Source organism: Caulobacter sp. UNC279MFTsu5.1, assembly GCF_900114015.1.
Taxonomy (GTDB): Bacteria; Pseudomonadota; Alphaproteobacteria; order Caulobacterales; family Caulobacteraceae; genus Caulobacter.
This window is the reverse complement of record NZ_FORN01000027.1, coordinates 1-23753: the sequence shown is the minus strand read 5'-3', so window position 1 is coordinate 23753 and position 23753 is coordinate 1. Positions and strand designations below refer to the sequence as shown.

The window sequence follows — 23753 nt, the reverse complement described above, 5'->3', positions numbered from 1 at the left end:
CAGACCGAATAGCTTAGCGACATGTGGCGGACTGCCGATGCGTAACAGAGCGGCAGGCGGAACATGTATTCCGTGAGACTCGTGCCCCCCATGCTCCACCGTGACACTTCGTCCACTTTGGATGAAAAGATGGGGCATGTCGTCCGCTGGGAAATTCCTTTTGCTGGGGATTCTTGCCCTGCTCCTGCCGAGCCTGTGCGACACGTGCGCGGCGGATGCGCAGCGGAGTCTTCAGCAACTTCGGCACACCGCCTGGACGTCCAGAGACGGAGCTCCGCCGGAGGTCTGGGCCCTCGCCCAGTCGGACGACGGTTACCTCTGGCTGGGCACGGGAGGCGGACTCTACCGGTTCGACGGAGCGAGTTTCGAGAAGTTCCGACCAGTCGAGGGCGAGAGTCTTCCGACGCTCAACGTCAATTCACTGCTTGCCACCCGCTCTGGCGACCTTTGGATTGGGTTTGCATCAGGCGCCTTGGCGAGACTTCGCGCCGGCCACCTGACCACGTTCGACTTAGGTCTCCCGCCAGTCCCCGTGCTGGAGCTGGCTGAGGACCGCGCGGGCGGGATTTGGGCGGCCCTAGGCGGGGATGGCAGAGGCGGAGTCGCCCGCTTCCGTCAGGGTGGATGGGAGATTTTCGATCGTTCTCGCGGGGTAGCCGCAGGCGCGGCGACCAGCGTACTCGGAGCGGCCGACGGATCAGTCTGGATAGCGGCCGGCGGCCAACTTGAGGTGCTGCATCCAGGCGACGATCGCTTTTCGCGCGTCGCCGCCTCGGCTTCGGACAGACCAAAGCTGAAGCAATCGCCGGATGGAGCGATATGGCTGACCACCGGCGCACGCCCGGGTCTTCAGCGCATCGCGGCGTCGCCTGCCCAAGCCACGCCGACATGGGTCGTGCCGCCGATGACGGCCAATCCGCGAGCGGAGAGCATCCTGTTCGACCGACACGGCAGTCTCTGGGGAACCTACGGGAGTGGCGGCGTCTTTCGTCTCGGCGGCGTCGGTTTGGGAGGCGGCGCGCCCGTCGCCGATGGCGCGAGAGAGCGGTTCGGCGTGGAGCGCGGCCTTACGTCCAACCTCGCCAACCCTATCCTGGAGGATCGTGAAGGCAACGTCTGGGTAGGGACGAATCTTGGTCTCGACCAGTTTCGCGAGACGAGCGTGGTGGTCGCGACCGGCCTGCCTACGGATTCGCGGAATGGTTTCCGGATCGCGCCGGGTCCTGCGGGCTCGATGTATGTGACGTCGAACGACGCTCTCTTTAGAGCGGACCCGGAGCATGTCGCCCGGAAGGTGGTCCGACTTCCGCGGCGGCCATTGATACTGCACACGGATGCGCTGTCACGCACCTGGATCGGCACGGACCGTACGCTGGGCATTCTGTCCGGCGCCACGGTTCAGGACGTACCGCTGCCGTGGGCGAGAAGCAGGCCATTTGCTCTCGTCGAGGAAGCCGCGGGTCGAATCTGCGTCTCGTCCGTGGAAGGCGCCTTTTGCCGGAAGGGGCGTGGATGGACGCCCGAGCCACGCCTCGCGACCCCAGGCATCCTGCCGATGCAGATGCTCCGAGACGGAGCCGGGCGCGTATGGATCGCGGAAGGCGTCCGCATCGAGATGGTCGATGGACCGACACGCCGGGTGTTTTCCGCGCGCAACGATCTTGCGCTGGGAACCGTCGTGGTGATGGCCATCCGGGGACGGCATGTTTACGCGGGCGGGGACTTCGGGTTGGCGCGGTTCGATGGCCGGCGCTTCGTCACCCTCAGGTCGGACTTGCACCCGTTTTTGAGCCGGACGGCCGGGATCGTCGAAACCTCCGAAGGCGATCTGTGGCTCAACACTGTGGCCGGCGTGGTCAAGATCGAGAGCGCCGACTTGGACGATGCATTCGCGCATGCCGGTCGCTCGGTGAAGGCGCGGGTGTTCGATCGCGACGACGGGATGCCCGGCGTGGCGCAGCAGGACTCCCGGTCGCAAACGGCGATGGAGGCCTCCGACGGGCGTCTCTGGTTCGTGACGAGGCTTGGCGTCGCCTGGATCGACCCCAAGCGGCTTTCCTTCAATTCGCTCCCACCGCCAGTGATCATCAAGTCCTTAGTTTCCGGCGGCCGCACCTATATGGCCGCTACGCCGATCCAGCTGCCGAAGGGCACGTCCAATCTCCAGATCGAGTATACAGCGCCAAGCCTTTCCGTGCCTTCGCGCGTGCGGTTCCGCTACCAGTTGGAAGGCGTCGACGATGGTTGGGTCGACCCGGGTCCCCGCCGCGAAGCCTTTTACACAGGGCTTAAGCCGGGCAGCTACAGGTTCCGCCTTATGGCGGCGAACGATGACGGCGTCTGGAACAACACCGGTTCGACGCTGGAGTTCGAAATCCCGCCGACCTTCTTCCAGAGCTGGCCGTTCTACCTCCTCTGTGCGGCGCTGGCGCTGGTGCTGCTGTGGGTCGGCTATTCGCTGCGGCTACGCGCCGTCGCCGAGCGCATCCGGGCGCGGATGAACGAGCGGCTGGACGAGCGCGAACGCATCGCGCGCGAGCTGCACGATACCCTGCTGCAGAGCGTGCAGGGGCTGATCATGCGATTCAGCAACATCGCCCAGGATATGATTACGATTCAGCCGGCGCACCGCGATATGCTGGACGCGCTGGACAGCGCGGACGCCGTCGTGGTGGAAGGGCGCGACCGTATTCACGAGTTGCGCCGATGGAGCGCAGCGCGGAGCCTGTTCGAGGTCGTCACCCGCACTGCCGAGCGGCTCCTGCTGCCTGACAAGATCGAGGTTCGAGTAGGCGTCGAGGGGCTGCAACGGGAGATCTACCCCGCTATTGCCGATGAACTGCTGCGTATCACGGACGAGGCGTTGTTCAACGTCTCCCGTCACGCGCACGCGCGCAAAGTCTCGATCACAATTGCTTATGGCGCGGAAGCACTTGTCTTGCGCATCATCGACGATGGAACCGGCATCGCGCCGGAGATCGTCGCCCAGGGCGGTGTCGCGGGTCACTTCGGCCTCGTCGGCATGCGCGAGCGGGCGGGGAAGATCAGTGGACAACTGACCATCACCACGGTCGCGGCCGGCGGCACGCAAGTAGAAGTGAAGGTCGCGGCCGAGATCGCCTATGCCGACAGGCCGCGGCCGATATGGCTGGCCTTGTGGCGTCGCATCGCGGTGAAACGCAACGGTAGATGACACAGTATTCGCTGTCATGGTCGCTCCGCGCACAGGGCGCCGCGACGCGACGTGCAGTCGTTCATCTCGGTGAAGCGGGGTTAATTCCGGTATCGCGACGACATTAGGCGAGGGTTGGCTGTCGACGTGCGTGAAGCGGGAGGCTAGTCCTGGCGACTAAGCTCGACGCTTCTTGCGATGCGCTCCGTTCGACCGAGGCAACGGTCATGAAAATCTCAAATGAATAGATCGGTACGAAATTTATCTCTGGGTAAGTGCATCTCGATCGCGCTGCTGTTTCTTTCTGCAACATTCTCAGCGTCGTCCGCCGCTGCTCAATATGCCCGGCTCGGTTTCGGGCAGTTCACACATAGCCGGTGGACTGCAGACGACGGTGCGCCGACCGGCATCGGGGCGATCGCGCAGACCGCCGATGGCTGGCTCTGGTTGGGAGCCGCCGACGGACTGTATCGGTTCGACGGGATAACATTTGAGCGCATTGCGCCGCCGGTCGGATCGCCGATGGAGCGTTCCGGTGTGTTGTCGCTGCTCGTCACCCGGTCAGGCGAATTGTGGGTCGGGTTCGCCCAGAATGGCGGTGTCGGCGTTTTCCGGGACGGCGAGTTGCGCGACATGTCCATGCCGGAGCCTCCGGCGATGATCACGTCGATGACGCAGACCACGGATGGCGCGATCCTGGCCACTTGGGACGGCGGCTATAACGAGAGGCGGGTGTTTCGATGGGACAACCGGCGCTGGGCATCGTCGCCGGACAATTTCGGCCTGCCGGATGGCTTCGTCGGATCCTTTTGCTCTACGGCTGACGGAACGCGCTGGGCGGCGGTGATGAGACCCGCCGGGGTCGGTTTGCTGGCCTATCTCCCACCCGGAACTTCGCGCTTTCGAACCAGTCCCCATCCCATGGGCACGATTGGGGCATGCGCCGGTGATCGGCTGGGGCGACTCTGGCTCACGGACGAGTTGGGGGTCCGGCTCGTCGTCGGCGTGGACGGAAAAAAGATCGAGCGCCCGATCGTCCTCGCGGCCGCGCCGGGCGTCAGTTCGACGCCGGTGGCGTTCGATCGCAGCGGCGGACTGTGGCAGGCCAGCACCAGCAGCGGGGTATACTACACCCCCGACGCCGGCCGCCTGCCACGTACCGCCGACGACGAGATGCGACGCTTTTCGGCGGCCGAAGGCTTGACGGCGGACGACACCTTCAGCGTGTTCGTCGATCGCGAAAACACCGTCTGGGTGGGAAGCAATGCGGGGCTGGACCAGTTCCGCGCCGCCTCCGTCTTCAGAGAGCCGGCTTTGGTGGGCAATCCCGACGACGGCTACAGCATCAAGCGAAACGGACAGGAAGTTTATCTCTCCAACAGCTTCGGAGTTTTCCAGATCTCGCCCGGTCCAGCGCGCCGAGTCACCCCCGCTGGCGTCGGCGGCATTTGCGCCGGTCGAAGCGGCGGTGTCTGGACCGTCGAATTGTCCGGCTATTCCCGCTTCATCAACGGTACTCGCCGATCATTTTCGCCCCCGCCGGGCAAGCCTCTGTCGGGAGCCTGCGGCGAGGATAGTTCCGGCCGATTGTGGATCATCACCGCCGATCGGCAAGTGATGTGGCACGACGCCAGCGGTTGGCATTCGCCGGAGCGCACGCTGCCCACGCCCCGCAGCGCGAATTTGCTGTTTCTTCCATGGGGGGAGGTTGCCTATGTGACCGGAAGCGAACTCGTCCGATTGAACGGGGTGAGAGCGACGACGATAAACCTCGCCCCCTTCAAGCCAGGGACCATTACAAAGATCCAAGCCGGGCCCCGCGACATCTTTGTCGGCGGGAGCGACGCCTTGCTGCGCATACGTGGAACCCGCGTTTCGCGGCTTGATTGGCGACGGTTCCCGTGGATCGCGCAACTCCGGATGGTGCTGCAAACCCCTCGCGGCGATACCTGGCTGAGGAAAGGACGAATACTTTCCAGGGTCGACACGGCCGACCTCGATCGCGCCTTCGACGACCCGAGCGCGCCCCTCAGGCGCGACATCTACGCGCCGGAGGACGGCACGAGCGCGCCGCAGGGCAGTCCCTACCCGGGCGAGCAGGGCGCGGTCGCCAGCGATGGCAAGATCTGGCTGCTGAACAACAACGGCCCATCGTTCATCGATCCCGGCCGGATCACCCGCGATACCCGGCCGCCGCCCGTGGTGATACGCTCGCTCGCCAGTGGAGGAAATGTTCAGCTCGACCCGACGAATCTCACGCTCCCGGCCGGTACCCGGTCGCTCGACATCACATTCTCCGCGATGACCATGATCGCATCGAAGCAGGTAGAGTTTCGCTATCGGCTCGAGGGTGTCGACGAGGACTGGATCGACCCGGGCAATCGCCGGTCGGCGTCCTACACCAACCTTGGCCCGGGAAAATCCCGGTTCCAGGTGCGTGCCGCGAACCGGGACGGCGTCTGGAATAACACCGGTGCGACACTGGAGTTCGGAATTCCGCCGACCTTCTTCCAGAGCTGGCCGTTCTACCTGCTTTGCGCGGCGTTGGCGCTGACGTTGCTGTGGCTCGCCTATTCGCTGCGGCTACGCGCCGTCGCCAATCACATCCGGGCGCGGATGAACGAGCGGCTGGACGAGCGCGAGCGCATTGCGCGCGAGTTGCACGACACGCTGCTGCAAAGCGTGCAGGGGCTGATCATGCGATTCAGCAACATCGCCCAGGACATCGCCACCATACCGCCCGCGCATCGCGAGATGATCGACGCGCTCGACAGCGCGGACGCGATCGTCATCGAGGGACGCGATCGTGTCCACGCGCTGCGCCAATGGAGCGACACGCGCAGCCTGTCCGACCTCGTCGGGCGTACTGCCGAACGGCTGCTGCGGCCCGAGAAGGTCGAAACACGTGTGGTGGTCGAGGGCTCACGGCGCGACATCTATCCGGCGGTCGCCGACGAGTTGCTGCGGATCACCGACGAGGCGTTGTTCAACATTGCACGCCACGCGCAGGCGCGTAGCGTTACGATCGCGATCATCTTCGGCGCCAGGGTATTGAGTCTACGGATAACCGATGACGGCATCGGCATCGCGCCGGCGATCGTCGCGCAGGGCGGCGTCCCTGGTCACTTTGGCCTGGTCGGCATGCGCGAGCGGGCGGCGAAGATTGGCGGACAACTGGCGATCACCCCCGGCCCCGCTCGTGGCACGCAAGTCGAAGTGGTGATTGGGGCCGACATCGCCTACGCCGACAGATCGCGCCCGATCTGGCTAGCCTGGCGGCGTTGGTTCGCGATGGAACGTAGCGATGGATGACTCAGTAACCGCCAATCCGATCCGCGTGATGATCGTGGACGACCACCCGATGCTGCGCGACGGGGTCGTGGGGTCGATCAAGCGGCAGCCCGATATGGTCGTGGCCGCGGAGGCTGGCGATGGCGCCGCAGCGATCGCCGCTATCGATGCGGCCAATCCAGACGTCGTGCTGATGGATCTCCAAATGCCGGGCATCGACGGGGTCGAGGCGATCCAGACGATCAGCAGAAAACACCCGCAGGTGCGTATCCTGGTGCTCACAACCTATTTCGGCGACGCGAAAGCGTTGCGAGCGCTTAAGGCGGGCGCCAACGGCTATCTGCTCAAGAGCGCGATGCGAACCGATCTCATCGACGCGATCCGCGCAGTGCATGGCGGCGGACGCCATATCCCTCCGGAGGTCGCAACACAGATCGCGGTGCACGCGATCGGCGAGGCCCCGACCGAGCGCGAAATCGAGATTCTGTCGCTGGTGGCCGCCGGCAATCCGAACAAGCAGATCGCCCGGAGGCTAGGCATCTCGGAGGACACGGTGAAGGCGCATCTCAAGCGCATCTTCGCCAAGCTCGGGGTCGCGGACCGGACGCACGCGGTGACGGTCGCCGCCAAGCGAGGGATCATCGAACTGTAGCCGCTCCGTCAACGGTTTGATCGACCGGAAGCGATTTCCGTCCGGTCGCTGACCTCATGCGCTAGAGATGTGTTGTCACTGAAACGGGTATCCTGACTTCCCCGGTTTGGGGCCATGGACCGAGGTCGGAGCTGAAGCTTATGCTGCCGTCGTCGGATAGGGCGACACTGTCGAACCCACTCCAGTGATGGGCCAGATGCCGACTGGTAAGGCTATGCGCCAAGCCTGGAGGAATGTCGAAATGCCGACTGCCGCCGCTTCCGAACCTCTTCTTGGGGTGACTCGTTCACCAGAGCACGGATCCGATATTGACCAAGCGGCGCCGGGCCAACGCTGCTTTGCGTTCGGCTGCTTCCTCCTGAGGCCGGAACAGCAGTTACTGCTAAAGCGCGAGGCGCCGGTGAGAATCGGGGGACGCGCACTCGACATCCTCACGGCTCTGGTCGAGAAACCGGGCGAACTGGTGGACAAGCGCTCGCTCATCTCACGGGTCTGGCCGAACACCTATGTCGAGGAAACCAACCTCAAGGTGAATGTGGCCGGCCTGCGGCGAGCCCTGGAGGACGATCCTTGCTTGCCGCGGTTTATCGCGACCGTCGTCGGTAGAGGCTATCGCTTCATCGCGCCGGTCCGTGCGACTGGATCGCCCGCACCAGTTTCAGACCGCCCCCCCTCGGGAGAGGCGCCTAGCCTGGTCGAGTTGATCGAGACCATCAATGTCGTTCGCCAACAGCTCGAGCAAATCTCGTCGTCCGGAGGATGAACGAGTCGGCATCCCTTTCCTTTCGATCGCTTCTGGCAAGGCGACTGCTAGACCGGCTCTGGGTGCGACGCCCAGCTCGATGAGGGGCATCAGCTTTGACAAAGGCCGAGTACACAGCGCGCCTCCACTGAACGTCGTGTTCCTGGAGGGCTGCCAACGTCAGCTTATGGGGGTGGGCCGCCGCGCCCGCCTGCGGAGGGATTTTTATCGCGCCGCCGCCTCGATAAGCTTGGACACCTCGTGGGAATGGGAAATCATCACGACGTGCGACGCGCCTGTCACGGTGACGACCTGCCTGGCGTGGGCGCGTTCGGCCATCCACTTCATGGCGGCCGGCGGAATGTTGCGGTCGGCCTCGCCGTAGACCCACCACGAAGGGATGGCCTTCCAGGCCGTGGCGACAGCCTTCTCGGCGCCGGCCGCGTCGGTCAGCGGACGTTGGGTCACGGCCATCAGCTTGGCCTGGGACAGGGGAACGTCGGCGGCGAACTGGGCCGGGAACTTGTCCTGCTGGATGTAGAGGTCATGGACGCCGCCGGGCAGATCGACCGGCTTGTCCAGGGCGGCCGATAGGGTGCTGCCCGGGAACTTCCCGGAGAGCTCGAAGATGCTCTCGCCGGCGTCGGGAGCGAAGGCGGCGACATAGACCAGGGCCTTGACGTTGGTGGCGCCGTCGCTGGCGGCCGAGATCACTGCGCCGCCATAGGAGTGGCCGACCAGGATCACCGGGCCGGGGATCGCGTTGAGCACCGTCCGCACCGCGGCCGCGTCGCTCGCCAGGCCGCGCAAGGGATTGGCGGCGGCCACGACAGGGTAGCCGTCGCGGGTCAGGTCGGCGACGACGCCGTTCCAGCTGCTGCTGTCGGCGAACGCGCCGTGGACGAGAACGACCGTCGGCTTGGTTTGAGCGTGTGCGGCGGTGAGGCTGGTCAAGCCAAGGGCCAGGGCGAGGGCTGCCGCTTTCTGGGTCATGGGAAAAGTCCTTGAAAGAGGAGGAAGAGCGGTTGTTCGGCGGTCCGGCTAGGGCGTGGGATGGGGCGCTCGCTCTCGCCGCCAGCGGGTCGGCGTGCTGCCCACGATCGCCTGGAAGGTGCGGGACATGTGAGACTGGTCGGAGAATCCGCTGGCCAAGGCGATCTGGCAAAGGTGAGAGGGGGTCTGCATCAACAGGGTCTTGGCGTATTCGAGGCGACGACGGATCAGGTATGCGCGCGGGGTGAGGCCGAAGCTGCCTCTGAAGCGACGCGAGAAATGGCCGACGCTGAGGCCGGTGAGACCGGCCAGGTCGCGGATCTGAATCGACCGGCCGAGGTGCTCGCTGACATGGTGCAGGACCTTGCGCTCCTGCCACGGCGCCAATCCCCCGGGGCGTGATTTCACTGGTCTCGCGGCGTTGTCGTCCATCATCCTCGTCTCCGTCGGGCGGCTGTCCTTGCCGTCGTCCCGTCTGGTTGAACGCAGGTCGGTCAAATTTCCTCACCCCCCGGACGCTTGGTGAGGACTTCCTCCCGGCCTGCGTTCTGCCTTCTCGACAGCCGATGCGCTTTGGTCGTTGGACAGAAGGCGGACTCTCTGATGGGAATGGCGCGAGAGGGGCCCATGAGCGACGCTTCGGACGCCGCCGCGCGCGCGGACGCCTTCGCCCGGCAAGCCGCGACGATGCGCGGCCCCCTGGGCGCCTATTTTCGCCGCCGGATCCGCAACGCCAGCGAGGTGGAGGATCTGGTGCAGGAGGTTTTTCTGCGCCTGACGGTACGCGGCACGCCCGACCATGCCGACCACGCCAGCGCCTACATCTTCCAGATCGCCGCTAGCGTGCTGGCCGACCGCTACCGTCGCCGCACGGTCAGGCGCGCCGACGAGCATGTCGCGCTGGACCCGGATCTTCAGGGCGAGCAGGATTTCGATCCCGCCCGCATCTATGCCGGCAAACAGGCTCTCAACGCGGCCGCCGCCGCCCTGATGACCATGCCGGAGCGGACGCGGACGATCTTCCTGCTTCGCCGGATCGACGGTCTTCGCCATCAGGCCATCGCCAAGCAGCTTGGCCTCTCGGTCAGCGCCGTCGAAAAGCACATGGTTCGCGCCATCGAGCATCTGATGGCCCATGCGGGAGGCGCCCGATGACCCGCGACATCCTGACCCCCGCTCAGGCCGCCGCGCGATGGCTGGCCCGCGACGACCTCGACCAGTCTCCTCAGCGCGAGCAGTTCGCGGCCTGGCTGGAGGAGAGCGAGGAGAACCGCATCGCCTGGACCCAGGCGCATCAGATGTGGGACGTTTTCGACGACGCCGACGACAGCGACCTGATCGCCGCCATGGCGCGGGCGGCCAGGCAGGCCGGGCCCGAGCCCGCCGCCAAGCCCTTCTGGCCGCAACTCGTCGCGGCCTCGATCGCTATCGCGGCGGTGTCGGCGACGCTGTTCATAGGCGCCCAGCAGGGCTGGTTCGACCGCTCCGCCAAGCCGACTCAAATCGCCGTCAACGAGGCCGCTTCTCTTACGGCCATCGGGCGGGCCGACTACGTCACCGGCGGGGGACAGAAATCCATCGTCGACCTGCCCGACGGCACGCGCGTCACGCTCGACGTCGACAGTGCGGTCGACGTCGCCTTCGCAGACGGCCGGCGCGACGTGCGCCTGCTGAACGGCCATGCCTTCTTCGATGTCGCGCCCGACCGCGCCCATCCCTTCGCCGTGCAGGCGGATGGACGCGTGATCACAGCGCTGGGCACCCAGTTCGACGTGCGGCTGACGTCAGGCGCCTTGCGGGTCGTGCTGGCCGAGGGCAGGGTATCGGTGAGCTCGGCCCCGGGAGGCGCGGCCGCGCCGCCGATCAAGCTTTCGCCCGGTCAAGCCTTCTCCGCCCAGCCGGGGGGCGTGGGCAAGGTGTCGCCGGCCAATGTGGACGAGGCCCTGGCCTGGAAGCAGGGTGTGGTGGAATTTCGCGACCAGCCGCTGTCCGAAGCGGTCGGCTTGCTGAACCGCTACACCCGGGCCCAGATCGTCATCAAGGATCCCAAGGTCGCGACCTTGCGCATCACCGGCGTCTTCAAGACCGGAGACATCAAGCGTTTCGGACGTTCGGTGTCGCAGGTCCTGCCGGTGAGGATGATCGCCCACGACGCTGACACCTATGAGTTGGTCTCGACGCGGCGCTAGGCGCGGTCGCTCCTGAGGACTTTTGAGAACGCGGCGTTCTCCCTAGTAGAGCGCCGCAGGCCTGGGGTCTCCCTCGCCGACATCTGTCGTCGCTCGAACCCATGAGCGAGGATCCGACATGACATCGCCCCAGACTATCCGCGACCCGTTGGTCGACCACCTGCTGACGCCCCAGAACGCCGCGCTGGTGATCATCGACTTCCAACCGGTCCAGGTCTCGTCCATCGTCACGATGGAAAAACGCCTGCTGATCGCCAACGTCACGAACCTGGCCAAGACCGCCAAGCTCTATGGTCTGCCGGTCGTGCTGACCACGGTCAACGTGGCGACGGGCCTCAACACCCCGACCATCACGCCCATCACCGACATGCTGCCGGACGTTCGTCCGCTGGACCGCACCGCCATCAACGCCTGGGAGGATGAGGACTTCGTCGCCGCCGTAAAGGCGACGGGGCGGAAAAAGCTGATCATGGTCGCCCTGTGGACCGAGGTCTGCCTGGCGTTCCCGGCAATGGACGCCCTGGCCGAGGGCTTCGAGGTCTTCGCGGTGGTGGACGCGGTGGGCGGCACCTCGGAGCTGGCCCACCGCGCCGGCATCGACCGCGTCGTCCAGGCGGGCGGCAAGCCGGTCAGCTGGATCCAGGTGGCCTGCGAGCTGCAGCGCGACTGGAACCGCAAGGCGACCGCCGAGGGCTTCGCCGACATCGTGCTGCGCGCGGTCGGCCACTGAGCCGACAAAAGGGGGAGCAAGGCTCGGCGGGCTTGCTCCCCCCTCTCTCTCATGCAGCGACCGTCAGGGCTTGGGCGCGTTGGCCGCCTCGACATAGTCGGTGCTGGTCGGGCCGAAGCCGGAGATGTAGACGACCGCGCCTTCCGGTCCGGTCATGGCGAAGTGCTCGACCCCGGCGGGTTCGCTGTAGAAGCTGCCGGGCGCCAGGGTCTTGACCAGGGCCTCGTCCGCCTTGCGTCCGTAGCCGAACCGCCAGACGCCGGCGACGACCACGGCGGTGCGGTCGTCGCGATGGCTGTGGGCGGCGATGCGGACATTGGGCGGCGCCCGCAGCGCGATCGTGTAGGGGCCGGCCTTGGTGGGATCGCCGTAGAGGATCGTCGTGCTGATCCCGGCGACGCCCGAGGTGCCGGCCCCGGCGCCGCCCTTCGTCATGTCCTCGATCTCGCTCGGGGTGAAGCGCAGCAGGCGCTCCTGGGCCGAGGCGGCGCCGGCGAAGGCGATCAGTAGGAACGCCGCGCCCGTGGATGCGAGACGGCCGCTCACGGCTTGGCGTCCAGGAAGTCGCGCACCATCGCCACGGTGACCTTGGGGTTCTCTTCCATGATCCAATGGCCGGAATCGGGGACCACGCCTTCGGTGACGTTGCTGGCGGCGAAGCGCATCACCGTGGCCATCATCGGCCCGAACGACTTTTCGCCGCCCAGGGCCAGGACCGGCATGTTCAGCTTGCCCTGGGCCACGAAGACCCTGTTGTCGACGGCGTCCTGGTCGAAGGCGGCGAACTGCGAGAAGCCGCCATGCATGGCGCCGGGCATGGCGTAAAGCGTCGCGTAGTGCTCGCGCGAGGCCTCGGTGAAGCGGGCGGGATTGGCCGAGAACTCGTTCCAGAAGCGGTCGAGATAGATGCGCTCGCGGCCGGCCACCAGGCGCTCCATGTCGGGGCCTCCGAACCGGAAGTGCCACAGCAGCGGATTTTTCAGGATCTCTTCCCACGGCCCGACCCCGGGCAGCGGCGCGTCGATCAGCACGAAGCGGCCGACGCGGTCGCGGTGCTCGGCGGCGAAGGCGTAGCCGACCATGTTGCCGATGTCGTGGGTGACCAGGTCGGTCTTGCCGACCTTCAGCGCGTCGAGGACGCCCGCCACGTCCTCGCCCTGGGTCTTCTTGTCATAGCCGCCCGAAGCGGGCTTGGACGACAGGCCAAGGCCGCGCAGGTCGGGCACGATCACGGTGTGGTCCTTGGCCAGCTCGACGGCCATCGGCTCCCACATGTCGCCGGTTTCCCCATAGCCGTGCAGCAACACCACGGCCGGTCCCTTGCCGCCGACCCGAACATGGATCGTCGCGCCGTTGGTGGCGATCTCCTGGGTCTTGAAATCGACGGGGAACGGTTTGACCTGCGCCCAAGCCGAGGAGACTGGGGCGGAGGCCGAAAGCAACAACGCCGCCAAGGCGACGGGGGCGAACTTGAACACGGGCTGTCCTCCGGAGTGCCGGCGTCCGGTCGGACGCCCTCACAAGGGGGAACGCAGGTTTGCGAAGAACCCTCATCGGGCGTCGACCTCAGAACCGGCCGGCGAGGCTGAGCTCGAAACGCCGCCGCCGCGCGTCGCCGCGATAGTCGTAGCCCATGTGATTGGGATCGGCGACGATCGGCGGGCTGGTGTCGAACAGGTTCTGCACGGCGAAACCGACGTCGAACGACCGCAGTCCATGGTCGGCCGCGAAATCGAACCGGCGGCGGGCGGTGAGGTCCAGATAGGCGCGCGACGGAATGTAGGTCCGTCCCTGATTGCGGGAAGTGGTCTGGATGATATTGCTGTAGGCCGACCACAGCGGGCTTGAGCGCCCCAGATACTGGACGTTCAGGTCCACCAGCAGCGGCCCGCGCTCCCACTGGACGCCCGCGTTGCCGCGCCATTCCAAGGGGCCGTCGCGATAGCCGACGCGGTCCAGCCAGGGCGTGTCCGGCCTGCGCCGGGTTCGCAGCGTCGGCTGCCAGGTGGCGGCGCCGTAAAGCCGTGTGTCGCCGCCGAGCACCGGGGGCAGCGTCCAGTCCAGCTGCGCATCGACCGTTTCAGCCTCGGTCCGCCCGACGTTTCCTAGCCCGGTATAGAGGGCGGTGACCCGACCGGCGGTGTAGCCGAGGGCGGCGTCCGCCGCGGACAGGGGCTCGCGGACGACGCGGTTGGGATAGCGCTCCTCGGCGTTGAGCACCTGCTGGGCGCTGAGGAGGGTCAGCCCGATCTCGTCGCGAATCTCGACGTGGGAGACATCGACCGAAAGGCGCGGGCCGCTCCGGCCGGATGGGTTGAAAACCATCCCGAACGATCGCGTCAGGCCCTTCTCCTGGCCGATATCGCGCCATCCGCTGCGGCCCCACAGAAACGGGCCGTCGGCCACCAGCAGCCGCCCGCCGCGCTTGGGATCGGTATAGGGATAGATGGCTGGATTGCGGGCCACGAAGACCATTTCCTGGAGATGGGTCATGTCCGGCGGCGACTCGCCCGTCGCCGCGCTGGCGCGCAGCATCAGCCAGTCGGCCGGAAAGGCGCGCAGGCCCAGGGTGAACACGTCCGCCTCGTGGCGAACGGCGGTCATGACCCGGACGGTGGCGAAGCCGGTCTGGGTGATGTCGGGGAAGGTCGTCTTGATGTCGTCTCGCCGCAAGGCCAGCTGCAGCTCCAGGCCGCGCGCCGGGACGATCCGGGGCTCGCGAGACAGCAAGGGCGCGCGCAGCTCGACATAGCCGGACGTCACCCGCTGAACCCTGTCTGGCGAGACGCTGATGATCGTCGAGAATTCGTTGACCTGCCCATACTCGGTCTGCGGCATGCGTTCGCGTCGCACCTCGGCCAGCAGCGTGGCCGTGAGGGGGCCGCCGGGAAGGGTGACCAGAGGGCCCGCCGCGCGCGCGACCCCGTTGCTGAACTGGGTGGTGAATCGGCCATAGGTGGCGGTCGGAACGGTGTAGGCCATGGCCGCCGACCGCAGGGCGGCGAAGTCGCCGAGCGGAACGACCGGGGGTTGGCCTCGCGCCCCGGCGAGGCCGTTGCGCAGGGCGCCATCAATGCTGAAGCTCATGGTCAGGCCCTCGCGCCGGGCGTCCAGCAGCGCGCGGCCCACCGTATAGTCGGCGGACGCCCGCCAGCCTCGGGGCAGGGTGGCGATCAGACCTCCGGTGAGGCGGCGGACGTCGGTGGTGGTCGTCTTCTCTTCGACCAGGTCCGGCAGGGGGAAATAGAAACTGACCGGATCGGCGAACAGGTTGCCGGGCGCGTCTGCGGCGCTGACGCTTCGAGTATTGTTGGGATTGGGCGTGATGATGCGTCCGTGCTGGTGGAGATCGAAGCCGTCCACGAACGCCTCGACCCGGTCGCTGATCCGGCGACGGGCGCTGAACAGGATCGAATAGGTCTCGGGCGCGGCGATCAGCGAAGTGTCGCCATAGGCTGGGTCGGTGGGCAGGCGCCCGGCGTTGGCGACCAGGACCGCCGCTTTCTCCAGGTCCGTCCCCTGGAAGCCGATCGGCAGGAAGGTGTAGCTGCCGCCCAGGACGGCTCCGCCATAGGCGGCGTCCAGCCGCAGCGGCTCGCCCCGGGGGCTGCGGACGGTGATCGCGTTGACGGCCCGGTTCTGCAGCAGGAACTCGGCCGGATTGTTCCTGGCCTGCAGTTCCAGGGATCGTCGGGCGTAATCGCGCTGGCCGACGGTGAGCCGCTCGGCCGCCGAGTACGAAGCCGACAGCATCACGTCCGTGCTTCCATGGTCGGGCGTGAAGCCCAGGCGGGCCTCGAGGCGCCCGCGGGCCGCGTCGCCGCGACTGGATATGCCCGAGACCACGGTCAGGTCGGCGCCGCGGTAGTCGCGTTTCAGGACGACGTTGACGACCCCGCCGATGGCGGTGGGGCCATGGATGCCGCCGGCCGTGGCGGTCAGGGTCTCGATACGCTCGATCGCGCCAAGAGGGATGGCGTTGATGTCGCTCTGTTCCAGCCCGGTCATCTGAGTCGGCAGGCTGGGCAGGCGCCGCCCGTCGACCAGCACCAGGGTTCTCTGCAAGCCGACGCCGCGAAGGTCGATCGCCGAGTTGGGCGCCCCGGCGCCGTTCACCATCTGGCCGGGCGAATATACCCGGCCGTTGGCGGGCAGTCGCTCGCGCAAGAACTGGTCGACATTGTCCTGCGCGGCCACTGCGAGGTTGTGAGGCCCCGCGACCGTATAGGGCTGAATGTCGTTCTCGGTGCGACGGATGTCGGCGTTCTGGGTGCGTCGGCCGATCACCAGCACTTCTGAGATCGCGCCGTCGCCCGGGTCGGGGATATCGCGCTTGGGCAGTTCGAAAAGCACGAAGACGCCGTCGGGCGTGATCCGGTAGCCGAGGCCGGACCCTTGCAGCAGAAGCGCGAGGGCCTGTTCTCGGGTGAGCCTGCCCTTGACGGCCGGGGTTCGCCGGCCCCGGACCAGGTCGGCCGAATAGAGAACCTCGGCGTTGTCCTCTCGCGCGAGTTCGGCCAGGGCGTCCTGCAGGGGGCCGGCGCGAACATCGACAAGGACCGGCGCGGCATGGGCGGCGCATGCCGTCATCGCGAGCAGCAAAGCGCCGGCGTCCGCCCAGTGTCGACGTCGATGTCGATGCGAACGCATACCTTCCCTCAAAGGCGCAGGAGCCGAGGAGCATTCCTTCAAAGGCTCTACGCGCTCAAGGACCCTAGGTCGCGCAATTTTCGGCGCCCGGCAATGGCGTGGCTTCTATCGGCTTTGCGACGCCGAAGAGCGACTAGACCCTGACCGAAGCGATTGGGCGTCAGCCCGCTATCGCCCGGCACGTGCTGCTTGAGTGCTCCGATCGTCCTGCCGGAGATTTTCATAGGCAGAGCTTGGCGCTGTCTTTCGGTGGCTAACAATTTGGAAGATCGATTGTCGTCGCCAGGCCGTTGACCGGTTGATTAGGTCGGCCCCGGCGTCTGCGATCGAGCGCTTAATGTCGCCTTCTTGGAGGTGCGTCAACGTCGGTTCCAAAGCTGCGTAGAACATCGTCGTCCCCCTTCGTCTCGGCTGAAACCGAGACCCTACTGGGAGCTCGACCCTTTAGGGGTCTGCCCGATTACGCATGCTACTGGCGCGACCTCGCCATAACACCGGACGCGCCAATGGATCGAGCAGGGTGGGAAGCGGCCACCCACGACGGTAGGCCGCCATAACCGCTTTACGAGTTCAAATTGTCTGAGTAATGTCGCGGACGCTAACGGCGACCGAGGGAACTGGATGAAACGAAATCTGTCTCTTGCGCTCGCTTGCTCCGTAGTGCTCGCTTCATTCGGCGCGCCGTCGGTCGGTCGGTCGGCCAGTCCCGAGCCGGTCATCGTCAATCGGGGCAACCCGCTGTTTCGCGACCGGTTCACCGCCGACCCCGCCCCGCTGGTCGTCGGCGACACGCTGTATCTCTACACCGGCCACGACCAGGCCCAGGGCGACGCGATGTTCGACATGCGCGACTGGCTGGTCTTTTCGACCAAGGACATGAAGACCTGGACGCCGCACGCCCCGATCATGAACGTCAAGGACTTCAAGTGGGCCAAGAAGGACGCCTGGGCGTCGCAGACCATCGAGAAGAACGGCAAGTTCTACTTCTACGCCGCCGTCGAACACGACGACAGCCGTCCGGGCAAGGCCATCGGCGTCGCCGTTTCGGACAGCCCGACCGGGCCTTTCACCGACGCGCGGGGATCGGCCCTGATCACCAACCAGATGACGCCCGACGGCAAGCACAGCTGGGAGGATATCGACCCCACCGTCTTTACCGACGATGACGGCGTGACCTGGATCGCCTGGGGCAATCGCGACTGCTACATCGCGAAACTCAAGGCCAACATGACGGAAATCGACGGCCCGATCCGCAAGATCACCCCGCCGCATTTCGAGGAAGGTCCCTGGCTGCACAAGCGCGGCGATCTCTATTACCTCACCTATGCGTCGCTCGACCGCGCGACTCAGACCGACGAACACGTGTCCTACGCCACCGCGACCTCGCTGGACGGGCCATGGACCTATCGCGGCGAGCTGACCAAATCGGCCAAGAACAGCTTCACAATCCATCCCGGCATCGCCGAGTTCAGGGGCCAGGGGTACATCTTCCTGCACAATGCGACGCTTACGGTCGGGGACCAGGGCGGCGCCGTCGGCCGCCGCGCCGTGACGGTAGAATACCTGCAATACAACCCGGACGGCACATTGAAGCCCGTCGTCCAGACCGAGGCCGGCGTGTCCGTGCCCCCTCCGCCGGCCAATTAATCAGACAAATAGCCGCGCTGGACAATGGCGCGATAATCTACCGGGGATCCAATCAATGCGCCTTCTGACCTCCGCGGCCGCGATCGCCGCCGCCGTGATCCTGCCTGTCGCGGCCCATGCCGCCGACGCCCCGGTTCAGGTAGCGCTTGATGCGTCCAAGCCCGGCGTCGTGATCGACCGCCATGTCTTCGGCCAGTTCGCCGAGCACCTGGGTAGCGGGATCTATGGCGGCATCTGGGTCGGCAAGGATTCGACCATCCCGAACACGCGCGGCATCCGAAACGATGTCGTAGGGGCCTTGAAGGCGCTCAAGGTCCCCAACGTCCGCTGGCCGGGGGGCTGCTTCGCCGACCAATACAACTGGCGCCGCGGTATCGGCCCTGAGCGCAAGCCGGCCATCGGTGAACCCAACACCTTCGGCACCGACGAATTCATGGACTTCGCCCAGCAGATCGGAACCGAAGCCTACATCTCGGTCAATCTCGGCTCCAGCACCGCGCAGGAAGCGTCCGAATGGCTGGAGTACATGACGTCTTCGACCGACAGCGCCCTGGGCGCCGAGCGCGCCAAGAACGGTCATCCGGAGCCGTACAAGGTCGCGGTCCTTGGTCTCGGCAACGAATCCTGGGACTGCGGCGGCGCGATGTCGGCGGACTTCTACGTCAACGAAATGAAGCGCTTCTCGCACTTCGTGCACAGCTACAATCCCGCCCAGCCGATGAAGCGCGTGGCCGTCGGACCGAGCGGCCCGGACCCCATCTATACCGAGGCTGTCATGAAGGCCTGGAAGGGCCGGTCCTGGGCCTGGGACATCGAAGGCCTGTCCCTGCATTCCTATTCGACGGGCGGCTGGCCGCCGCATATGTCGGACACCGGCTTTGACGAGAAGGACTACGCCGTCCTGCTGAAAGACTCGCTCGGCATGGACGACACGCTCAAGACGCAGTCGGCGATCATGGACAAATATGATCCCGAAAAGAAGGTCGCCCTGGTGGTCGACGAATGGGGCGCGTGGCTCGTGCCGGCGTCGGGATCGAACTCGGGCGGCGCGGTGCAACAGAACAGCCAGCGCGACGCCGTGCTGGCCGCGCTCAACTTCAACATCTTCGCGCGCCACGCCGACCGCGTCCGCATGGCCAATATCGCGCAGATGGTCAACGTCCTGCAGGCCATGATCCTGACCGACAAGGACAGGATGCTGCTGACGCCGACCTATCACGTCTTCCACATGTACGTGCCGTTCCAGGACGCGACCTTCGTACCGCTGACCTTCGACGCCGGCGCCTATACGACGGACGGCGTCACCCTGCCGCGCGTCGACGCCATCGCGGCCAGGGACAAGGCCGGCAAGGTCTGGATCGCCGTCACCAATATCGACCCGAAGTCGCCCGCGACGTTCAGCGTTTCACTGGCCGGCGTGAAAGCCACGAAGGCTTCGGGCCAGACCCTTTCGGCGCCGAAGGTCAACAGCATCAACACCTTCGACGCACCCAACACCGTCGCCCCCAGGGCGCTGTCGGCCAAGGTCGCGGGCGGCAAGCTGACCGTCACCGTCGCGCCGGCGTCGGTGACGGTGCTCGGCCTGGAATAGTCGGGGCAAAACCGGTGGGCCAGGCCCGCCGGCGGTTTTGCGGGTAGGGCGGCTAACGCTCTTCGACGCAAGGTAGCGAGAACGTCTCGCGGCTGCTTGCGTCGAATTCGTCAGATAAGAGTGCAAATTACGACTGATTAGAATGAATCTAGATTATGATTTCAAGATCCGAGGCTGTGGCTTTCATATGGTATGATGATTGCAGATATTTCACAGAAAAACAAGGCTTGAATATTGTTTTCACGCTTGAATGACTATCGAGATTTTATAGAAATGGGAGATTGTGCTTGCTGAAGACAGAAAAGCCGCATTTAAGATCGTCCACCTCAGTATGGCGTGGCGCCAGGACGACAGGATCAGGCTCAGGGATTTGAGATGAACACCAAACGCATAGCGCAGCTCGTATTGGGCGTCTTTCTGGGCGCCGCCGCCTGCGGCAATAGCTGGGCTCAAAAGGCTGAAAGCTTGGCCAGCACCCCGCAAATGGGCTGGAACAGCTGGAACAAATTTGCCTGCAGTATCGACGAACGCCTGATCCGCGAGACCGCCGACGCCATGGTCGAGACGGGCTTGAAGGAGGCCGGCTACCAATACGTGAACATTGACGATTGCTGGCAGGGCCAGCGCGACGCCGACGGCAACATCCAGCCCGACCCCACGCGCTTCCCATCCGGCATCAAGGCGCTGGCGGACTATGTGCATGGCAAGGGGCTCAAGCTGGGCATCTACTCGGACGCCGGCGCGAACACCTGCGGCGGCCGTCCCGGTAGCCGTGGCCACGAGTATCAGGATGCGCGGAGCTATGCGCGCTGGGGCATCGATTACGTCAAGTACGACTGGTGCGACACCCCGGGCATGAGCCCCGAACCGGCCTACACCACGATGCGCGACGCGATCGCCAAGGCGGGCCGTCCGATGCTGTTCAGCATATGCGAATGGGGCATCGGCAAGCCGTGGGAGTGGGGCGGCCAGGTTGGCCATTCGTGGCGCACCACGCCCGATATCTATAATTGCTTCGACTGCGAATTCAGCCCCGGTCTATCGACTGGTCTGGGCGTGCTGCGCATCCTCGACAGGCAGGCAGGCCTGCGCAAGTTCGCAGGGCCCGGCCACTGGAACGATATGGACATGCTCGAAGTGGGCAACGGCATGAGCGAGGATGAAGACCGCGCCCATCTGTCGATCTGGGCCATGATGGCCTCGCCCCTCATCCTGGGCAACGACCTGCGCACCATGTCTGAGTCGACCCGCCGCATCCTGACCAACCCCGGTGTGATCGCGGTGAGCCAGGACAAGCTGGGTGTGCAGGCGCTGCGCGTCATGGTCGACGGTCCGCTGGAGATCTATGCCAAGCCGCTCGATGGCGGCCAATGGGCGCTGATGTTCCTGAACCGCTCCAACCAGGCGGCCGACATTCACCATGACTGGAAGGCGCAAATCCTGACCGATGATCTGAGCAAGCTGTCGGTCGATTTCAAGCAGACGACCTACCGCTGGTCCGACCTGTGGAGCAAGAAGACCGGCGACACCAGCACCAAACTGCAAGCGCGGCTGGCGCCGCACAGCGTACTGATGCTGGTCCTGACCGCCCCTGCGAAAACATAGGGTGCCCGGCCGCGCGGCGCGCAGGAGTCCTTACCGATTTGGGCGGAGCATCTGTCAGAGACTCCAAACCTTGGGAATCCGAAAGCCCGAGGGCCCACGTCGGGCGTGGATTAGCTTGCGATCGGCTCTTTGGCCGCCGGCCGGCGGCGAAGCTCTCGGCCTCGATGAACACCCGGCTGACCTCGGGATGGGCGGTCTTGACAGGCCACTCGATGCGGGTGAAGCCGCACTCGGCGGACGGGCCGCGGACGGAAAATCGCGGCTAGCGCATGTCGGCGAGCAATTAGCGGTCGGTGGGAGGCATCTCCGCCCATTGCGCGCTGAAGGCCCGCACTTCGTCCATTGAATAGGACAGGCGGCGTCGCTGGATGCTCGCGGGCCGGCTAGGCAAGCCTAGACCGGGCCGTAGGTCCCGAGAAGGACGGATCGGCCGGGGGACGAATCCGCCACCGCAGTTAGGGCAGACGTCCAACAGCACCTCATCGACACAGTCGCTGCAGAAGGTGCACTCGTAGGTGCAAATCCGAGCTTCGGTTGAGGCGGGCGCGAGGTCCTTGTCGCAGCATTCGCAGTTCGGCCTAAGTTCAAGAGCCATGTAGGGTCCTCCGCCTGCCGTATCACCCGATACAGGCGCCGCGACAATGACAGGCTTCCCTCATTTCCTGCCGCAAACAGCCTCGCCCCTTTTCGTATGCGACGGGTTGGACGTCGCCACCGGCGTATTTTGCTGAAGGTCCGGAATCTGGAGCTGCTCCAACGGCAGCTTCTGGCGCTGCCCGGCCGGATTGACTCTAGAAGTTACACATGTAATTCGAATGGTGATTACATGCGTAATAAGGAGGGAGGCATGCCGTCCATGAAGTCATCGATCAGCGCCGTCATGTTCGTGCTGCTAGCTGGATTTCTCGCCTGTGCGGGGGCAGACGTGGCGGTGGCCCAGTCCGCCCCGTACGCCATCACCGCGCCTAACGGGGTCGACGAAGAGGATTTCGTCCAGATCGGCGGCATCAAGCAGTGGGTGACGATACGAGGCGACGACCGCGCCAATCCGGTGCTTCTGATCATCGGTGGGACACAGGTCGACGGGCCGGGCGCGATCCTCAGCCCCTATATCCGGACATTCCAGCCCTGGGAGAAGGATTTCACCGTCGTTCAGTGGGACCCACGCGGTGCGGGCAAGACGTTCGTAGCCAATGGCGCGACGCTTGGGTCGGACCTAACTATCGACCGGCTGGTCCAGGACGGGCTAGCGCTGAGCGAATATCTGCGCGGTCGCCTCGGTAAGCGAAAGATCGTCCTGCTAGGTGTCAACTTCGGCTCGACGCTGGCCGTGAAGATGATCCAGGCCAAGCCAGAGATGTTCAGCGCCTATGTGGCGGCCGGCCAGATCGTGAAGCCCCGCGCAGAGCGCGAACGCTACGGCTACGAGCGCCTGCTACGACTCGCGACGGCGGCGAACGACGAGGCGTCGCTGGCAGATCTCAGGACTAGCGGCCCCACCCCCTTCCGCGAACCGCGTGACCCTGTACGGGTCGCCGCCTTCCAGAAGGTCTACGTTAAGTACCGGGCGCCTGTGCCGGCCAACCCGATGCAGGAAGCGATGAGCGCGCCGCATTGGACACCCCAGGAACTGATGGCCGCCCAGGCCGCCGCCTTGCAGAACGAGAAGGCCCTGGGCCATTCGTGGGGCGAGAGCTTCGACTATGGTTCGCTGGGCGGGCGCTTAGCCGTGCCGGTCTTCGTGATCCAGGGCGCGGAGGATACCAACGCGCCGCCGCCCATGGCCAAGGCCTGGCTGGACGAGCTTAAGGCCCCGAAGAAGGTCTTCGTCACCATTCCGGGCGCGGGCAATCACGCGCTGGAGACCCATACGACGGCGTTTCTCGATTTCCTCGTGCAACACGTCCGACCGATCGCCAACTCTAAGCCGAAGCGCTGATTGCGGAGAGTACTTGAGGTCGAACTAGGGTCCGACATGGGGCGATCTCGCCACTGCGCCTCGCGCGCTGAATGTCGTGTTCCTGGAGGGGTGCCAACGTCAGCAACTGGCGCCGTCCTGACATGCTCACCAGCTGGAAAATTGGAGATAACAGTGCGACCCCGCAGCCCATGGCGGATGATGACATCCGCTAAGGGTAGCTACCTAGTTCCCGCCATTGCGGCCCGCCACAACTCTGCGTAGACTTCAGAAGCGAACTCTCAACACGGACAACGGTCTTCGACGCCCCGACAAGGCTTGCCGTCATGAACAAGCGGATCGACGTTCCGGCGTTCAGGAATTCCGACTTTCTGTCCGGCGGCGGCGAAATGGCGGAGCTGATCGCCGCCAGCGACTGGTCGAAAACCCCGCTGGGCCCGATCGAATCCTGGCCGCAGAGCCTGCGCACGACCGTGAGCCTGTGCCTGGCCTCGAACTTCCCGATCAACATCATCTGGGGGCCGCACTACAACCAGATCTACAACGACGGCTATCGGGTGATGTGCGGAGCGG

Annotated in this window: 18 protein-coding genes; 12 read left to right on the top strand and 6 right to left on the bottom strand. The window is 65.4% G+C overall.

Annotated features, from left to right (window positions below; all coding sequences use genetic code 11):
- The first annotated feature begins 136 nt into the window (after window positions 1-136).
- From BM066_RS15540 to BM066_RS15525, 4 genes are all read left to right on the top strand, one after another.
- A complete protein-coding gene (locus BM066_RS15540) occupies window positions 137-3193 on the top strand; it encodes a sensor histidine kinase (RefSeq protein ID WP_177218475.1) in 3057 nt (1018 codons plus the stop codon).
- A 219-nt stretch (window positions 3194-3412) separates the two neighbouring features.
- Entirely contained in the window at window positions 3413-6484 is a 3072-nt protein-coding gene (locus BM066_RS15535; RefSeq protein WP_089929397.1) for a sensor histidine kinase, read from the top strand.
- The gene (locus tag BM066_RS15530; protein ID WP_019848259.1) at window positions 6477-7115 is read left to right on the top strand and encodes a response regulator; all 639 of its coding nucleotides are present in this window, start codon (window positions 6477-6479) and stop codon (window positions 7113-7115) included. Before BM066_RS15535 ends, BM066_RS15530 begins: the two co-directional genes overlap by 8 nt.
- Window positions 7116-7356: 241 nt before the next feature.
- Window positions 7357-7878 carry a winged helix-turn-helix domain-containing protein gene (locus BM066_RS15525; RefSeq protein WP_089929482.1) on the top strand — a complete coding sequence of 174 codons (522 nt, stop codon included), beginning with the start codon at window positions 7357-7359 and terminating at the stop codon, window positions 7876-7878.
- Window positions 7879-8082: 204 nt separating this feature from the next.
- Here the strand turns inward: BM066_RS15525 and BM066_RS15520 are convergent, their stop codons facing one another.
- Window positions 8083-8850, bottom strand: a complete 768-nt coding sequence (locus tag BM066_RS15520) for an alpha/beta fold hydrolase (RefSeq protein WP_089929395.1) — start codon at window positions 8848-8850, stop codon at window positions 8083-8085.
- A 48-nt stretch (window positions 8851-8898) separates the two neighbouring features.
- On the bottom strand, window positions 8899-9348 hold the full coding sequence (locus BM066_RS15515) for a helix-turn-helix domain-containing protein (protein ID WP_089929393.1): 450 nt from the start codon (window positions 9346-9348) through the stop codon (window positions 8899-8901).
- 129 nt (window positions 9349-9477) lie between these two features.
- Between BM066_RS15515 and BM066_RS15510 the strand changes: the two genes are divergently transcribed.
- From BM066_RS15510 to BM066_RS15500, 3 genes are all read left to right on the top strand, one after another.
- A complete protein-coding gene (locus BM066_RS15510) occupies window positions 9478-10005 on the top strand; it encodes an RNA polymerase sigma factor (protein ID WP_177218474.1) in 528 nt (175 codons plus the stop codon).
- Window positions 10002-11039, top strand: coding sequence for a FecR family protein (locus BM066_RS15505; protein ID WP_089929389.1), 1038 nt, complete (start codon window positions 10002-10004; stop codon window positions 11037-11039). Before BM066_RS15510 ends, BM066_RS15505 begins: the two co-directional genes overlap by 4 nt.
- A 118-nt stretch (window positions 11040-11157) precedes the next feature.
- Entirely contained in the window at window positions 11158-11769 is a 612-nt protein-coding gene (locus BM066_RS15500) for a hydrolase (protein WP_089929387.1), read from the top strand.
- Window positions 11770-11832: 63 nt separating this feature from the next.
- Here BM066_RS15500 and BM066_RS15495 read toward each other — a convergent pair whose 3' ends face one another.
- The 3 genes from BM066_RS15495 to BM066_RS15485 form a co-directional block, all read right to left on the bottom strand.
- Complete coding sequence (locus tag BM066_RS15495) at window positions 11833-12315, bottom strand: cupin domain-containing protein (RefSeq protein ID WP_089929385.1); 483 nt, start codon at window positions 12313-12315, stop codon at window positions 11833-11835.
- Window positions 12312-13247, bottom strand: coding sequence for an alpha/beta fold hydrolase (locus BM066_RS15490; protein ID WP_218150914.1), 936 nt, complete (start codon window positions 13245-13247; stop codon window positions 12312-12314). Before BM066_RS15490 ends, BM066_RS15495 begins: the two co-directional genes overlap by 4 nt.
- Window positions 13248-13335: 88 nt before the next feature.
- Window positions 13336-16371 (bottom strand): TonB-dependent receptor, encoded by a 3036-nt coding sequence (locus BM066_RS15485; protein ID WP_177218473.1) that lies wholly within the window; start codon window positions 16369-16371, stop codon window positions 13336-13338.
- A gap of 708 nt (window positions 16372-17079) precedes the next feature.
- Between BM066_RS15485 and BM066_RS15480 the strand changes: the two genes are divergently transcribed.
- From BM066_RS15480 to BM066_RS15470, 3 genes are all read left to right on the top strand, one after another.
- A complete protein-coding gene (locus tag BM066_RS15480; protein ID WP_255367608.1) occupies window positions 17080-18066 on the top strand; it encodes a glycoside hydrolase family 43 protein in 987 nt (328 codons plus the stop codon).
- A gap of 55 nt (window positions 18067-18121) precedes the next feature.
- Window positions 18122-19657, top strand: coding sequence for an alpha-N-arabinofuranosidase (locus tag BM066_RS15475; RefSeq protein WP_089929378.1), 1536 nt, complete (start codon window positions 18122-18124; stop codon window positions 19655-19657).
- 375 nt (window positions 19658-20032) lie between these two features.
- Entirely contained in the window at window positions 20033-21262 is a 1230-nt protein-coding gene (locus BM066_RS15470) for a glycoside hydrolase family 27 protein (protein ID WP_089929376.1), read from the top strand.
- Window positions 21263-21545: 283 nt separating this feature from the next.
- Here the strand turns inward: BM066_RS15470 and BM066_RS15465 are convergent, their stop codons facing one another.
- Window positions 21546-21857 carry a DUF1272 domain-containing protein gene (locus BM066_RS15465; protein ID WP_089929374.1) on the bottom strand — a complete coding sequence of 104 codons (312 nt, stop codon included), beginning with the start codon at window positions 21855-21857 and terminating at the stop codon, window positions 21546-21548.
- 252 nt (window positions 21858-22109) lie between these two features.
- Between BM066_RS15465 and BM066_RS15460 the strand changes: the two genes are divergently transcribed.
- Window positions 22110-23201, top strand: coding sequence for an alpha/beta fold hydrolase (locus BM066_RS15460; protein WP_177218472.1), 1092 nt, complete (start codon window positions 22110-22112; stop codon window positions 23199-23201).
- 305 nt (window positions 23202-23506) lie between these two features.
- Window positions 23507-23753 (top strand): hypothetical protein (locus BM066_RS15455; protein WP_143093744.1); only part of this gene is annotated, 247 nt, incomplete at its 3' end.